The following is a 15,405-nucleotide window of genomic DNA, read 5'->3' on the forward strand; positions in this document are numbered from 1 at the left end:
GATGCTATCGCAGGCAAGCCAGCGCCCACATTGGTTTTGTGCTGTGCTCAGTAACCGGGGCGAGCCTTGAGCTGTTCGGCAGCGGCCTTGGCCAGGTCCGGTGGCAGGAAGTCCTTGTCCGGGTTGTAGTCAGCCTTGAGGTAGCGCGTCAGGTCCTGCAAATCGCCGGGGCTGAGCGTGCCCGCCGCCTGCTTCAAGCGCAGGTTGTCGAGGATGTAGTCGTAGCGGCTGTTGTTGTAGTTGCGCACGGACGAGTAGAGCTGGCGCTGTGCATCCAGCACGTCGACGATGTTGCGCGTGCCCACCTGATACCCGATTTCCGTGGCTTCCACCGCGCTCTGGTTGGAGATGATCGACTGGCGGCGTGCCTGCACCTGTTCCACGTCGGTGTTCACCGCGCGGTGCAGGTTGCGGGTGTTTTCCACCACTTGGCGGCGCAGGCCTTCGCGTTGTTGCTCGCTTTGGTCGAGGCGTGAATAGGATTCGCGCACTTGCGAGCTGGTGAGGCCGCCGCTGTAGATCGGGATGTTCAGGCGCAGGCCGATGGTGCGTTGCGACACATCACCGCCGTAAGGGATGGGCAGTTGATTCGGGTTGCTGAAACCCAGCGCGTCGTTGTCACCCTTTTCGTATTGCGCCACGGCGTCGAGGGTCGGCAAGTGGCCGGCCTTGCGCTGGCGCAGGGTTTCTTCGGCGGCGGTGACCGCGTAGTTGCTGGCCAGCAGGTTGAGGTTCTGGCGGCCGGCCGTTTCGACCCAGGCCTTGGCGTCATTCGGCGCCGGTGGCAGCACCGGCAGCGTGTGCACGATGCCCTGGATCGCGTTGTACTCGCGGTTGGTCAGGGTGATCAGCGCTTCAAACGCGTCGTCCACCTGGCGCTGGGCGACGATGCGGTTGGCGCGGGCGGTGTCGTAGCTGGCCTGGGATTGCAGCACGTCGGTCTTGTCCGACAGGCCCACGTCAAAGCGTTCGTTGGACTGATCGAGCTGGCGCTTGAAGGCATTTTCTTCAGCCTTGGTCGACGCCAGGTTGTCCTGGGCGCGCAGCACGGCGAAGTAATTCTCGGCGCTTTGCAGGATCAGGTTCTGTTCGGTGGCCGAGAGCTGCAGCGAGGCCTGCTCGTTGACGGCTTCGGCGGCTTGCAGCTGGAACCAGCGGTCGGCACGGAACAGCGGCTGGCTCAAGGTTGCGCGCCAGGAGTGCGCATCACGGTTGGCGGTGGCCGCCGGCTGGTCGATCTGGGTGCGCACGTTATTGCTGTCGGCACCGGCCGACAGGTTCGGCAGCAAGCCGGCACGGGCCTGGGGCACCACTTCTTTCTGCGCGCCGTATTGGGCGCGGGCGGCGGCCAGGTCGGCGTTGTTGTTCACCGCTTCCTGGTAGACGCTGACCAAATCGGTTTTGGCGGACAAGGGCGCTTCAGCTGCCCAGACCATTCCATTGGTCGCACAAGACACGGCAAGAGCCAGTGAGAGTTTGCGCAGCATGAGGCGATCCCTAGTGTGAATATTACGGCGATAATTTAGCGCCCAAGGCTAAGGCTGACCATTTCTGGCGTCAAGCCATTGTGGCGGCACCCGAGTGTAGTGTTGCTGACTCGGCGCAACAATCCCGCAATCACGCCATTCATCACGCTGAATGCACCGCCATTGGCAATTTGCCCACGGCATGGTCTAGACTGGCCGCGTTCTTGTCGGGGTGCCTTGTTGGAAGGCTGAGATCGGTAAATACCGGATCCCGTTGAACCTGATCAGGTTAGCGCCTGCGTAGGGAACAAGATTTCTCGTCACCCGGCGAGTCCTCTTGTGCTTCGTCCGGGATGTTGTTCGACAATCGAACAGCCCTCGTGCCTTGCACAGCACTGGTTTCAGTGCGTCCATCCGTCACAGGTTCGCTCCGACAAAAATCCACCGCCTGGATAGTTGGAGAGCCCGTGATGAGCACAGATATAAAAAGTACAAAACTGAAAAACACCGTGCACTTGAGTGAATCGGCCAAGGTCGACTCCGGCTCCGTGCAGCCGTTTACCCGCTCGCAAAAAATCTACGTGCAAGGCACGCGTCCGGACATTCGTGTGCCGATGCGCGAGGTCAGCCTGGACGTGACCCCCACCGACTTCGGCGGCGAAATCAACGCGCCCGTGGTGGTCTACGACACCTCCGGCCCGTACACCGACCCGAATGTGATCATCGACGTGCGCAAAGGCCTGGGCGATGTGCGCTCGCCGTGGATCGAGTCGCGTGGCGACACCGAGCGCCTGTCGGGCTTGAGCTCGCACTTCGGCCAACAGCGCCTGAGCGACGCCGAACTCACCGCGTTGCGTTTTGCCCACGTGAAGAACCCGCGCCGCGCGAAGGCCGGCGCCAACGTCACGCAGATGCACTACGCGCGCAAAGGCATCATCACCGCCGAGATGGAATACGTCGCCATCCGCGAAAACATGAAGCTTGAAGAAGCCCGCGCCAGCGGCCTGCTCGATCAGCAACACGCCGGCCACAGCTTCGGCGCCAGCGTGCCGAAAATCATCACCCCCGAATTTGTGCGCGAAGAAATCGCCCGTGGCCGCGCGATCATCCCGGCCAACATCAACCACACCGAACTGGAACCGATGATCATCGGCCGTAACTTCCTGGTGAAGATCAACGGCAATATCGGCAACAGCGCCTTGGGTTCGTCCATCGAAGAAGAAGTGGCGAAACTGACCTGGGGCATTCGCTGGGGTTCGGACACCGTCATGGACTTGTCCACCGGCAAACACATCCACGAAACCCGCGAATGGATCATCCGCAACTCGCCGGTGCCGATCGGTACCGTGCCGATCTACCAGGCCCTGGAAAAAGTCGGCGGCGCCGCTGAAGACCTGACCTGGGAGCTGTTCCGCGACACCCTGATCGAACAGGCCGAGCAGGGCGTCGACTACTTCACCATCCACGCCGGCGTGCTGCTGCGCTACGTACCGCTGACGGCCAAGCGCGTCACCGGCATCGTCTCGCGTGGCGGTTCGATCATGGCCAAGTGGTGCCTGGCGCACCACAAAGAGAACTTCACCTACACGCATTTCGACGAAATCTGCGAAATCATGAAGGCCTATGACGTCAGCTTCTCCCTTGGCGACGGCCTGCGTCCTGGCTCGATTGCCGACGCCAACGACGCTGCGCAATTCGGTGAGCTGGAGACATTGGGCGAACTGACCAAGATCGCCTGGAAGCACGACGTGCAAACCATGATCGAAGGCCCCGGCCACGTGCCGATGCAACTGATCAAAGAGAACATGGACAAGCAGCTCGAGTGCTGCGACGAGGCGCCGTTCTACACCCTCGGCCCGCTGACTACAGACATTGCACCAGGCTACGACCACATCACCTCGGGCATCGGCGCGGCGATGATCGGCTGGTTCGGTTGCGCGATGCTTTGCTATGTCACGCCCAAGGAACACTTGGGCCTGCCGAACAAGGATGACGTGAAGACCGGGATCATCACCTACAAGATCGCGGCGCATGCTGCGGATTTGGCCAAGGGCCATCCGGGGGCGCAGATCCGCGATAACGCCTTGAGCAAGGCGCGGTTCGAGTTCCGCTGGGAAGACCAGTTCAACCTCGGCCTGGACCCGGACACCGCGCGCTCGTATCACGACGAAACCTTGCCGAAAGACTCGGCCAAGGTCGCGCACTTCTGCTCGATGTGCGGGCCGAAATTCTGCTCGATGAAGATCACCCAGGAAGTGCGTGAGTACGCCGCCAACCAGCGCATTGAAGCGGTGGATGTGGACGTGGCCAAGGGCTTGGCCGAGCAGGCGGAGCGGTTCAAGCAGGAAGGCAGTCAGCTGTACAAAAAGGTCTGATCCAGAGACGGTGGTGCCTGCACTGCCGTCATCGCGGGCAAGCCCGGCTCCCACATTTGATCGGGTTCCGCCTTTGGAATGCGGTCGGATGTGGGAGGCAGTCAGCTGTACAAAAAAGGTCTGATCCGGGATTGCGGGCGCCTGTAAGGGCCTCTTCGCGGGCAAGCCCGCTCCCACATTGATCGGGTTTCACCTTTGGAATGCAGTCGAATGTGGGAGGTAGTCAGCTGTACAACAAGGTCTGATCCGGGATTGCGGGCGCCTGTAAGGGCCTCTTCGCGGGCAAGCCCGGCTCCCACATTGATCGGGTTCCACCTTTGGAGTGCGGTCGAATGTGGGAGGGAGTCAGTTGTACAAAAAGGTCTGATCCGGGGTTGCGGGCGCCTGTAAGGGCCTCTTCGCGGGCAAGCCCGCTCCCACATTGATCGGGTTCCACCTTTGGAGTGCGGTCGGATGTGGGAGGCGGTCAGCTGTACAAAAAGGTCTGATCCGGGGTTGCGGGCGCCTGTATGGGCCTCTTCGCGGGCAAGCCCGCTCCCACATTTGACCGGGTTCCACCTTTGGAATGCGGTCGAATGTGGGAGGCAGTCAGCTGTACAAGAAAGGTCTGATCCGGGGTTGCGGGCGCCTGTAAGGGCCTCTTCGCGGGCAAGCCCGGCTCCCACATTGATCGGGTTCCACCTTTGGAATGCGGTCGAATGTGGGAGCGGGCTTGCCCGCGAATGCAATCTCTCAAACAACACATGTCCCTCAGAGATAACACCCTTGAGCATTCAACCGAGTACCTACTCCCCTGATATCGCGGTGCCGAGCGACAAACGCGTCTTCGGCGCCCGCGACCTGTTTTCCCTGTGGTTTTCCCTCGGCATCGGCCTGATGGTCCTGCAAACCGGCGCGTTGCTCGCTCCGGGCCTGGGCTTGTCCGGTTCGCTGTTGGCGATTTTTCTCGGCACGCTGGTGGGCGTGCTGTTGCTGGCCGCCGTCGGCGTGATCGGCAGCGACACTGGCCTGTCCGCCATGGCCGCGCTCAAACTCAGTCTCGGCGCCAAGGGCGCCAGCCTGCCGGCATTGCTGAACCTGCTGCAGCTGGTCGGCTGGGGCTCATTCGAAATCATCGTGATGCGCGATGCCGCCAGTTTGCTGGGCACGCGAGCATTCAGCGAGGGTAGCCTGCTGGCGAGTCCTTTGCTGTGGACGCTGTTTTTCGGTGGTTTGGCGACGTTACTGGCCGTCAGTGGCCCGCTGACTTTTGTGCGCCAGATCCTGCGCAAGTGGGGCATCTGGCTGCTGCTGGCCGCCTGCCTGTGGCTGACCTGGAACCTGTTCGCCAAGGCCGACCTCGCCGCGTTGTGGGCAACACCCGGTGACGGCTCGATGCCGTTCGCGGTGGGTTTCGATATCGCCATCGCCATGCCGCTGTCGTGGCTGCCGTTGATTGCCGATTACTCGCGCTTCGGCAAACGCGCAAAAAATGTATTCGGCGGCACGGCGCTGGGCTTTTTTATCGGCAATTTCTGGCTGATGAGTTTGGGGGTGGCCTATACCCTGGCGTTTGCGCCCAGTGGTGAGGTGAATGCGCTGTTGCTGGCGCTGGCCGGTGCAGGTCTGGGCATTCCGCTGTTGCTGATCCTGTTGGACGAGTCGGAAAACGCCTTTGCCGATATTCACTCGGCGGCAGTCTCCAGCGGGATTTTGCTGCGTTGGAAGGTCGAACACCTGGCGTTGGCCATCGGCGTTATCTGCACGCTGATCGCCTGCTTCGCGCCGTTGGCGCAATACCAGAACTTCCTGTTGCTGATCGGCTCGGTGTTCGCGCCGCTGTTCGGCGTGGTGCTGGTGGATCACTTTATCCTGCGTCGCCGTGGCCAGGGTTCAGTTGGCAACCTGCACTGGGCGGCGCTGGTGGCCTGGCTGGGTGGCATTGCCACGTATCACGTGCTGGCCAACCTGTATCCGGATATCGGCGCGACCCTGCCGGCACTGGTGCTGGCAGGGCTGTTGCAGTTGATATTGGGCCGGGTCTTCAGTGGCGCGCGGGCATCAGTTCAGGCTTGAGCACGCCCGTCAGACGCGCATAGGGGATGGTCATTTCGATCAGCCCCAATGCGTAAGGGCCGATGGTGGCCACGTTGTACTTGAGCACCACACCGTCGCTGGTCAAGGCCACGTTCGGGGTTTTCTGGAACGGCCAGTTCTTGACGAACTCCGGGTCGCGGTCCATCTGCGAATTGATCAGCCAGCTGTTGTGGGCGACTTTCGCGGTGTTCCAGAACGCCTGTTCCTGGCCCGGCAGCAGCATGTCGGTCAGGCTCAGCTCTTTGTGCTGCAGGCGTGAATAGTTGATGAAACCACGGCCGGGCTCACCGTGGGCGGCTCCGGTGTCCAGGTAGCTCGAAACTTCAATGATCACCAGTCCGTCATGCTGGTCACGTACCTTGGCCTGCAAGTACATGCTGTTACGGTCCGGCGATTCGCGCAGGAACTTGTCCCGGTAGGCATTCAGCGTCGGCGGCACGCTGGCGCCGGGCGTGGTGCGGGTCATTTGCAGCAGGCGTTGCTCCACAATCGTGTCGAGCTGCGGCTCGCTGGGGAAGTGCACGGTATCAATGTTCACCAGCGGGCAGTCAGGGCTGCCGCAGCCGGGTTTGATCTGTTCGGAGGCGTCCGATTTGGTGTCCAGCGGCTTCAGGTAGCTGGGCTGGAACAGGCTCTGGCAGGCACCCAGGGTCAAGGCAATACAAGCCACGGAGGCGATTTTTAAAAGCGACATGTGCGTCCTTCGGAAATCGATGGAAAGCGAAAAAGAGTAGCGCTTCGACTGCGAACAGAGCCGTCAGTTCGCCACTAAGCTGATTAGAGTGAGTTTGACCTCCGCCGTCTATCCCGGCAACTGGAAAGGGGCTGCATCAAGTGGCAAGGGCGCGTTAGGATGGCGCGAATTGCACCCGCGTAAACGAGGAAGAATATGACGGACATTGCCAAATCGACGCCGAACAAAATCGAGATTGTTCAGCGCGACAATGCCTACAAGGGCTTCTACAAGCTTGATCGCGTGCAGCTGCGCCACGAGAAATTCGACGGCGGCATGAGCCGGGTGATCAACCGTGAAGTCTTTGTTCGGCACGACGCGGTGTGCGTGTTGCCTTATGACCCGCAGCGCGATGAAGTGGTGCTGATCGAGCAATTCCGCGTGGGCGCCATGGGCCGTACCGACAACCCGTGGCTGATAGAAATGGTTGCCGGCCTGATCGACAAGGATGAAGCGCCGGAGGAGGTTGCACACCGAGAAGCCGAGGAGGAAGCTGGGCTGACATTCTCTGCGCTGTGGCCAATCACCCAGTATTTCCCATCGCCCGGTGGCAGTACCGAATTTGTCCACTTGTACCTGGGCCGTTGCGACAGCGCCGGGGCCGGTGGCGTCCATGGACTGGAAGAAGAGGCAGAAGATATCCGCGTCACCACCTGGGCCTTTGAAGATGCCTTGCAAGCGGTGCGTGACGGCAAAATTTCCAACGCAGCCAGCATTATCGCCCTGCAATGGCTTGCGCTTAATCGCGCGGAAGTGAGGGGGTTATGGCAGTAAAGGCACGGGAACGATATCGCGTTGACTTGATCGGGTTGCAAGCCGCCTGCGAGGCCAACTATGCGCGGCTGATGCGCTTGCTGCCCGACATGCGCCACACCCCCGAGGCACGGCGTATTGCCGTGACCCACGGCGACCAGATGCTTGGCGTGCTGACCCTTGAAGTCATCGTCAACTGCCCGTACACCACCACCCTGCGCGTGCGCCAGGAGCACAGCCTGCCGTGGCTGCCGGTGCCGCAGTTGGAGGTGCAGGTCTACCACGATGCGCGCATGGCCGAAGTGATCAGCGCCGAACATGCACGACGCTTTCGCAGCATCTATCCTTACCCGAACGTGTTCATGCACCAACCCGATGAGAAAGCACAGCTCAATGTGTTCCTCGGTGAATGGCTGAGCCACTGCCTGGCCCTGGGCCATGAGTTTGAAGTCGTGCGGTAGATGTGAACTGCGTCTTTCCTCTTTGCGTCCTGCCCTAGCATAATCGCCCATATGTCCTTTTCTGTGATTGCCTTGGGAGAGCGCCTTGCCGAGCGTATCCACCGTGAACCCTGACGCGCCAGCGCTGCTGGTGCAGCTGTCCGACAGCCACCTGTATGCCGAGGCCGACGGCGCGCTGCTGGGCATGAACACCCGCGAAAGCCTGCAGCGAGTGATCGGGTTGGTGCGCTCGCAACAGCCGCAGATCGATTTGCTGCTGGCCACCGGCGACCTGTCCCAGGACGGCACGCTTGAGTCCTATCAACAGTTTCGCGACCTGACCCGACAGATCGACGCTCCGGCGCGCTGGATTCCCGGCAATCACGACGAGCCGCAGATCATGGCCCACGCCGCCGAACACAGTGATTTGCTGGAGCCGGTCGTCGACATCGGCAACTGGCGCGTCACCTTGCTGGATTCGGCTGTTCCAGGCTCGGTGCCCGGTTACTTGCAAGATCAGCAACTGCAATTGCTTGCCCAGGCCTTGAGCGTGGCGCCTTCCCGTCATCATCTGGTGTGTTTTCACCATCATCCGGTGCCCATTGGCTGTGCGTGGATGGAGCCCATCGGCCTGCGCAACCCGGAGGCTTTGTTTGCGGTGCTCGACCGCTTTCCGCAGGTCAAGGCGCTGCTCTGGGGCCATGTGCATCAGGAAATCGACCGCGATCGCAACGGCGTGCGCTTGCTGGCGTCGCCGTCTACCTGCATTCAGTTCGCGCCGGGTAGCGAAGACTTCAAGGTCAGCGAGCAAGCGCCGGGTTACCGCTGGCTGCGCCTGCACGCCGACGGGCGGTTGGAGACCGGCGTAGAGCGGGTCGAAGGTTTCGCGTTTACCATCGATTACGGCAGCAACGGCTACTAACCGCTGCAAACACTGATCAAAAATGTGGGAGCGGGCTTGCTCGCGAAGGCGGTGTATCAGTCGCCAGCTGTACTGACTGACGCGCCGTATTCGCGAGCAAGCCCGCTCCCACATGGGTTGTGCGGTAGCTGGACGACAGGGTACTCACACACCACCCCGATCCCTGTAAACTGCGCCTCTTTGGCTGACGCACGGAGAGCCCGGCATGTCTGCTTCGATCTTGTATATCCACGGTTTCAACAGTGCGCCGGCCTCCAACAAGGCCAGTCAGTTGATGACCGTGATGGACAGCCTCGGCCTGGCCGACCAATTGCGCGTGCCGGCCCTGCATCACCACCCGCGCAAGGCAATTGTTCAATTGGAAGAAGCGATTGCGCAGCTGGGTCGGCCGCTGCTGGTCGGCAGCTCACTCGGCGGCTACTATGCAACCCATCTTGCCGAACGCCATGGCCTCAAGGCGCTGCTGGTCAACCCGGCGGTCAGCCCGCATCGGATGTTTGACGGTTACCTGGGGACCCAGAAGAACCTCTACACCGATGAAACCTGGGAGCTGACCCACGACCACGTCTCGGCCCTGGCCGAACTGGAAGTGCCAGCCCCGCAGGACGCCGCGCGTTATCAGGTGTGGTTGCAGACCGGGGATGAAACCCTGGATTATCGCCTCGCCCAACAGTATTACCGGGCCTGTGCCTTGCGCATCCAGGCCGGTGGCGACCATGGCTACCAAGGGTTCGCCCAGCAACTGCCGGCGATGTTGAGCTTTGCCGGCATTGGTGCAGATCAGTATCAATCCTTCGACTTTGCAGCCCTGTAAAGCCGCAGGTTACTTTTTAATCGAACGACTCACGACGAGACCCCATGGCCACTCCCAGCGCTAGCTCTTATAACGCCGACGCCATCGAAGTCCTCTCGGGCCTCGACCCGGTGCGTAAACGCCCAGGCATGTACACCGACACCAGCCGGCCGAACCACCTTGCCCAGGAAGTCATCGACAACAGCGTCGACGAAGCCTTGGCGGGGCATGCCAAGTCGGTACAAGTCATCTTGCACGCCGACCATTCCCTGGAAGTGTCCGACGATGGTCGCGGCATGCCGGTGGACATCCACCCCGAAGAGGGGGTGTCGGGCGTCGAGCTGATCCTCACCAAGCTGCACGCCGGCGGCAAGTTCTCCAACAAGAACTACCAGTTTTCCGGTGGCTTGCACGGTGTGGGTATTTCCGTGGTCAACGCCCTGTCCACGCAGGTCAGGGTCAAGGTCAAGCGCGACGGTAACGAGTACCAGATGACCTTCGCCGATGGCTACAAAGCCACCGACCTGGAAGTGATCGGCAGCGTTGGCAAGCGCAACACCGGCACCAGCGTGTACTTCGCGCCGGACCCGAAATACTTCGATTCACCCAAATTCTCCATCAGCCGCCTCAAGCATGTGCTCAAGGCCAAGGCCGTTCTGTGCCCGGGTTTGCTGGTCAGCTTTGAAGACAAAGGCACCGGCGAGAAGGTCGAGTGGCATTACGAAGACGGCCTGCGTTCCTACCTCGAAGACTCTGTCAGCGACTTCGAACGCCTGCCCAACGAGCCGTTCTGCGGCAGCCTGGCCGGTAATAAAGAAGCCGTTGACTGGGCGCTGCTGTGGTTGCCTGAAGGCGGCGACAGCGTGCAGGAAAGCTACGTCAACCTGATCCCCACCGCCCAGGGCGGCACCCACGTCAACGGTTTGCGCCAGGGTTTGCTGGACGCCATGCGCGAATTCTGCGAATACCGCAGCCTGTTGCCACGTGGCGTGAAGCTGGCGCCGGAAGACGTGTGGGAGCGCATCGCGTTCGTGCTGTCGATGAAGATGCAGGAGCCGCAATTCTCCGGTCAGACCAAGGAACGCCTGTCGTCGCGTGAAGCGGCGGCGTTTGTCTCCGGCGTGGTCAAAGATGCGTTCAGCCTGTGGCTCAACGAGCACCCGGAGCTGGGCCTGGCCCTGGCGGAGTTGGCGATCAATAACGCCGGCCGCCGTTTGAAGGCCAGCAAAAAGGTCGAGCGCAAGCGCATTACCCAAGGGCCGGCACTGCCGGGCAAGCTGGCCGATTGCGCCGGGCAAGACCCGATGCGTTCCGAGCTGTTTCTGGTCGAAGGTGACTCCGCCGGCGGTTCTGCCAAGCAAGCGCGAGACAAGGAGTTCCAGGCGATCCTGCCGTTGCGCGGCAAGATCCTCAACACCTGGGAAGTCGATGGCAGCGAAGTCCTCGCCAGCCAAGAGGTGCACAACATCGCCGTAGCCATCGGCGTCGACCCGGGCGCGGCAGACATGAGCCAGCTGCGCTACGGCAAGATCTGTATCCTCGCCGACGCCGACTCCGACGGTTTGCACATCGCCACGCTGCTGTGCGCGCTGTTCGTCCAGCACTTCCGCCCATTGGTGGATGCCGGTCACGTCTACGTTGCCATGCCGCCGCTGTACCGTATCGATTTGGGCAAAGAGATTTTCTACGCGCTCGACGAAGCCGAGCGCGATGGCATCCTCGACCGCCTGGTCGCCGAGAAGAAACGCGGCAAGCCACAGGTCACGCGATTCAAAGGCCTGGGTGAGATGAACCCACCGCAGCTGCGCGAAACCACCATGGACCCGAACACGCGGCGCCTGGTGCAGTTGACCCTGGAAGACTTCGCCGGCACCTCGGAAATGATGGACATGTTGCTGGCGAAAAAACGTGCACCGGATCGCAAGGCCTGGCTGGAGTCCAAAGGCAACCTGGCCGAGGTTCTGGGCTGATGCGCACAGGTTTCGCCCTGGCGATCCTGATGTTGAGCGGGTTGGCGGCGGCCCAAGTGGTCGCCGAGCCCGTGGCTGAGCTAAAGCTGATATCCGAGCATCCGGTGGACGGCATGCGCGGCGGTAACCTCTCGGGCCTGGCGGTATGTGGCCAGGAGCTGTGGACGGTGTCCGATCGCGATGACGACCAGATTTACCGGCTCGACATCAGTGCGCCGACCTGGCAGGCCGAAACCGTGAAAATTGACGTGCCGCCGGTGCCCGAGTCCGGGTTGCCCTGGGGGTTGCGCTCGCGCACCAAGGCGGCGTCGTTCATCCGCGGTGGCGACCTGGATTTTGAAGGCATTACCTGCGATGCCGCCGGCAACCGCTACATTGTCAGCGAAGCCCACGCTGCGGTGCTGCAAGTGCCGATGGCGGGCGCCCCTGAATGGTTGAAAATCGCCCCTGGCATGGTGCGTGAAGCCCGCGCCAGTGGCATGTTGCTGCACTTCAACGCTTTGTTCGAAGGCCTGGCGGTGAATCCTGCTGGTAATCAGATTTGGCTGGCGGCCGAGCGTGAGCGGCGTGGCTTAATCTCGATCAAGCGCGGGCAGAGCGTATGGGACTGTGACGGTCCCTGTGTGTTGTTGAGCGAGGCTGGCCAGGAAGTGCAACCGGCGCAGTTCACCAACGCCAAGGCTGTGTCCAAGGATTTTGCCGACCTGGCGCTGTTTGACGGCAAGCTGTTTACCCTGGAGCGCAATGCGTTTCAGATTTGCCGGCGCGATGCGGTCACCGCCAAAGTCGAGCTGTGCTGGTCGTTTGCCGACGAAACCCTGATGCCGAAACGGCGCTATGCCCAGCCCTACGGTCTGGCCGAAGCCCTGGTGGTGGATGCAGACGGCGCCTGGCTGGGGATCGACAACAATTTTGGCCCGCGTGCCGATGGTGAAAAACGCCCTGTGGTCTATCGTTTCGCCGCGCCTGCCGGCGGCTGGAGCGCCCAGCCATGAGCGGGCAGCCGCCTGGCAAGCGCGCCGGACGTGTGCTGATGTTTGTGGCATGGGGCGCCGGGCTGTTTTTGGCCACACGGTTTTTTGGGCAGTGGGAAGCACGTCAGGAAAATCCCAATGCGGTGGTGACCTCGCAGCAACACGAGGGGTACATCGAGGTGAAATTGCTGGGCAACGGCCAAGGGCATTTTGTTGCCAGTGGCCAGATCAATGGTCAGCCGGTGGAGTTTATGCTCGATACCGGCGCGACCGATGTGGCGGTGCCGGCCGAATTAGCCGACCGCCTCGGGCTTAAACGTGGCCTGCCGGTGACCTTGAGCACCGCCAACGGCCGTGTTCAGGGCTACCGCACCCACCTTGACCGCCTGAAGCTGGGCGATATCGTCCTGCAGGACGTCCGCGCGATCGTGGCGCCGGGCTTGGACGGGGAACAGGTGCTGCTGGGCATGAGCGCATTGAAACAACTTGAATTTACCCAGCGCAGCGGCACATTGCTGCTGCGCCAGACCAAACAATGATGAGGCCCGCATGAGTGACATCCTCGCAGACAGCTTAGATGGCGTAGAACGCCGGTCGCTGGCTGACTTCACCGAAAATGCCTACCTCAACTACTCCATGTACGTGATCATGGACCGTGCCTTGCCGCATATCGGCGACGGCCTGAAACCGGTACAACGGCGCATCATCTACGCCATGAGTGAGTTGGGGCTGGACGCTGATTCCAAGCACAAGAAGTCGGCGCGTACCGTCGGTGACGTGCTCGGCAAGTTCCACCCGCACGGCGACTCGGCGTGCTACGAAGCCATGGTGCTGATGGCCCAGCCGTTCAGCTACCGCTACACGCTGGTAGACGGCCAGGGTAACTGGGGTGCGCCGGATGATCCCAAGTCCTTCGCCGCCATGCGATACACCGAGGCACGCCTGTCGCGTTACTCCGAAGTGCTGCTCAGCGAGTTGGGCCAGGGTACCGCGAACTGGGGCCCGAACTTCGACGGCACCCTGGACGAACCCTTGGTGTTGCCGGCACGTTTGCCGAATATCCTGCTCAATGGCACCACCGGCATCGCGGTCGGCATGGCCACCGACGTGCCGCCGCATAACCTGCGCGAAGTGGCCACCGCTTGCGTACGCTTGCTGGATGAACCCAAGGCCACGGTCGAGCAGCTCTGCGAACATATCCAGGGCCCGGACTACCCGACCGAAGCGGAAATCATCACGCCGCGCGCCGACCTGCTGAAAATGTACGAAACCGGCAAGGGCTCGGTGCGCATGCGCGCCGTGTACCACATCGAAGACGGCGACATTATTGTCACCGCGCTGCCGCACCAGGTGTCCGGCGCCAAGGTGCTGGAACAGATCGCCGCGCTGATGCAGGCCAAACCGTCGAAACTGCCGCAAGTGGCTGACCTGCGTGACGAGTCCGACCACGAGAACCCATGCCGCATCGTGATCATCCCGACCAACAGCCGGGTCGACCACGAGGTGCTGATGCAGCACCTGTTTGCCAGTACCGACTTGGAGTCGAGCTACCGGGTCAACGTCAACATCATCGGCCTGGACGGCAAGCCGCAGCTGAAAAACCTGCGCAACTTGCTGGTGGAGTGGCTGGAGTTCCGCATACAAACCGTGCGCCGCCGCCTGCAATTTCGCCTCGACAAGGTCGAGCGTCGCTTGCACCTGTTGGACGGCTTGCTGATTGCTTATCTCAACCTGGACGAAGTGATCCACATCATTCGTACCGCCGAGCACCCGAAAGCCGAGCTGATCGCGCGCTTCGAGCTGAGCGAGATCCAGGCCGACTACATTCTCGACACCCGCCTGCGTCAGTTGGCGCGCCTGGAAGAGATGAAGTTGCGCGACGAGCAGGATGCATTGCTCAAGGAACAAGCCAAGCTGCAAGCGCTGCTGGGCAGCGAAGCCAAGCTCAAGAAGCTGGTGCGCAGCGAACTGATCAAAGATGCCGAAACCTATGGTGATGACCGTCGCTCGCCAATCGTCGAGCGCGCAGAAGCGAAAGCTCTGACAGAAACCGAGCTGTTGCCTAACGAGAAAATTACCGTCGTTCTGTCGGAAAAGGGTTGGGTTCGCTCCGCCAAAGGGCATGATATTGACGCTACTGGCCTCTCGTACAAGGCCGGTGATGGCTTCAAGACCGCGGCTGCCGGGCGTTCCAACCAATTTGCAGTGTTTATCGATTCCACCGGGCGCAGTTACTCGGTGCCGGCGCACACGTTGCCTTCAGCGCGTGGCCAGGGCGAGCCGCTGACCGGGCGACTCACACCGCCACCGGGGGCGAGTTTCGAATGCGTGCTGCTGCCCGATGATGATTCGCTGTATGTGATCGCGTCCGACGCGGGTTACGGTTTTGTGGTCAAGGGTGAAGACCTGCAGGCCAAGAACAAGGCGGGCAAGGCGTTGCTGAGCTTGCCCAACAACGCCAAGGTGATCCTGCCGCGCACAGTGGAAGACCGCGAGAGCAACTGGCTGGCGTCGGTGACCACCGAAGGGCGTCTGCTGGTGTTCAAGATCAGTGACTTGCCGCAGCTGGGTAAAGGCAAGGGCAACAAGATTATTGGGATTCCAGGGGAGCGGGTGGCCAGTCGCGAAGAGTACGTGACCGACATTGCGGTGATCCCGGAAGGCTCAACCCTGGTACTTCAGGCTGGCAAACGCACGCTGTCGCTGCGTGCTGACGACCTGGAACATTACAAGGGTGAGCGTGGGCGGCGCGGTAACAAACTGCCGCGGGGCTTCCAGCGAGTGGATGCTTTGTTGGTCGAAACGCCGGTTTAAGGCGTATTAGAGCCCTCGATCTACGATTTAACGCGTAGATCGACGCTTTCGCGCTGGAGTCATGGCGCATATTCACGGATGATATGGCC

The 15,405-nt window shown here is 61.4% G+C and carries 12 protein-coding genes and 1 riboswitch; of the genes, 10 read left to right on the forward strand and 2 right to left on the reverse strand.

The features are described 5' to 3' along the window. Positions 1-47: 47 nt before the first annotated feature. On the reverse strand, positions 48-1,487 hold the full coding sequence (locus AACW30_RS29230; protein WP_106577600.1) for a TolC family outer membrane protein: 1,440 nt from the start codon (positions 1,485-1,487) through the stop codon (positions 48-50). Between the two features lie 197 nt (positions 1,488-1,684). Next, a riboswitch (TPP riboswitch) is annotated at positions 1,685-1,790 on the forward strand. 146 nt (positions 1,791-1,936) lie between these two features. Here AACW30_RS29230 and thiC point away from each other — a divergent pair. Both thiC and cytX read left to right on the forward strand, forming a co-directional pair. Then, positions 1,937-3,841, forward strand: a complete 1,905-nt coding sequence (thiC, locus tag AACW30_RS29235) for a phosphomethylpyrimidine synthase ThiC (RefSeq protein WP_106577601.1) — start codon at positions 1,937-1,939, stop codon at positions 3,839-3,841. Between the two features lie 765 nt (positions 3,842-4,606). Further along, positions 4,607-5,896, forward strand: a complete 1,290-nt coding sequence (gene cytX, locus AACW30_RS29240) for a putative hydroxymethylpyrimidine transporter CytX (protein ID WP_169368071.1) — start codon at positions 4,607-4,609, stop codon at positions 5,894-5,896. Here cytX and AACW30_RS29245 read toward each other — a convergent pair. Further along, positions 5,865-6,611, reverse strand: coding sequence for an RsiV family protein (locus tag AACW30_RS29245; protein WP_106577603.1), 747 nt, complete (start codon positions 6,609-6,611; stop codon positions 5,865-5,867). The two genes, cytX and AACW30_RS29245, sit on opposite strands and share 32 nt — an antisense overlap. 195 nt (positions 6,612-6,806) lie before the next feature. Here AACW30_RS29245 and AACW30_RS29250 point away from each other — a divergent pair, with 195 nt between their 5' ends. From AACW30_RS29250 to parC, 8 genes are all read left to right on the forward strand, one after another. Further along, positions 6,807-7,424 (forward strand): NUDIX domain-containing protein, encoded by a 618-nt coding sequence (locus AACW30_RS29250; RefSeq protein ID WP_200624024.1) that lies wholly within the window; start codon positions 6,807-6,809, stop codon positions 7,422-7,424. Continuing rightward, the gene (locus AACW30_RS29255; RefSeq protein WP_003209507.1) at positions 7,415-7,864 is read left to right on the forward strand and encodes a DUF1249 domain-containing protein; all 450 of its coding nucleotides are present in this window, start codon (positions 7,415-7,417) and stop codon (positions 7,862-7,864) included. The genes AACW30_RS29250 and AACW30_RS29255 overlap by 10 nt, the downstream gene beginning before the upstream one ends. A gap of 85 nt (positions 7,865-7,949) precedes the next feature. Continuing rightward, a complete protein-coding gene (cpdA, locus tag AACW30_RS29260; protein WP_200624025.1) occupies positions 7,950-8,765 on the forward strand; it encodes a 3',5'-cyclic-AMP phosphodiesterase in 816 nt (271 codons plus the stop codon). Between the two features lie 205 nt (positions 8,766-8,970). After that, on the forward strand, positions 8,971-9,579 hold the full coding sequence (locus AACW30_RS29265; RefSeq protein ID WP_200624026.1) for a YqiA/YcfP family alpha/beta fold hydrolase: 609 nt from the start codon (positions 8,971-8,973) through the stop codon (positions 9,577-9,579). A 44-nt stretch (positions 9,580-9,623) separates the two neighbouring features. Then, positions 9,624-11,528: a DNA topoisomerase IV subunit B gene (parE, locus tag AACW30_RS29270; protein ID WP_106577607.1), complete on the forward strand. Its 1,905-nt coding sequence runs from the start codon at positions 9,624-9,626 to the stop codon at positions 11,526-11,528. After that, a complete protein-coding gene (locus AACW30_RS29275) occupies positions 11,528-12,523 on the forward strand; it encodes an esterase-like activity of phytase family protein (protein WP_106577608.1) in 996 nt (331 codons plus the stop codon). The genes parE and AACW30_RS29275 overlap by 1 nt, the downstream gene beginning before the upstream one ends. Then, positions 12,520-13,041 carry a retropepsin-like aspartic protease family protein gene (locus AACW30_RS29280; protein ID WP_119737939.1) on the forward strand — a complete coding sequence of 174 codons (522 nt, stop codon included), beginning with the start codon at positions 12,520-12,522 and terminating at the stop codon, positions 13,039-13,041. Before AACW30_RS29275 ends, AACW30_RS29280 begins: the two co-directional genes overlap by 4 nt. A 10-nt stretch (positions 13,042-13,051) precedes the next feature. Next, on the forward strand, positions 13,052-15,316 hold the full coding sequence (parC, locus tag AACW30_RS29285; protein ID WP_106577610.1) for a DNA topoisomerase IV subunit A: 2,265 nt from the start codon (positions 13,052-13,054) through the stop codon (positions 15,314-15,316). Positions 15,317-15,405 lie beyond the last annotated feature (89 nt).

It is taken from the genome of Pseudomonas sp. MF6747 (genome assembly GCF_963890955.1).
In the GTDB taxonomy this organism is placed as follows: domain Bacteria; phylum Pseudomonadota; class Gammaproteobacteria; order Pseudomonadales; family Pseudomonadaceae; genus Aquipseudomonas.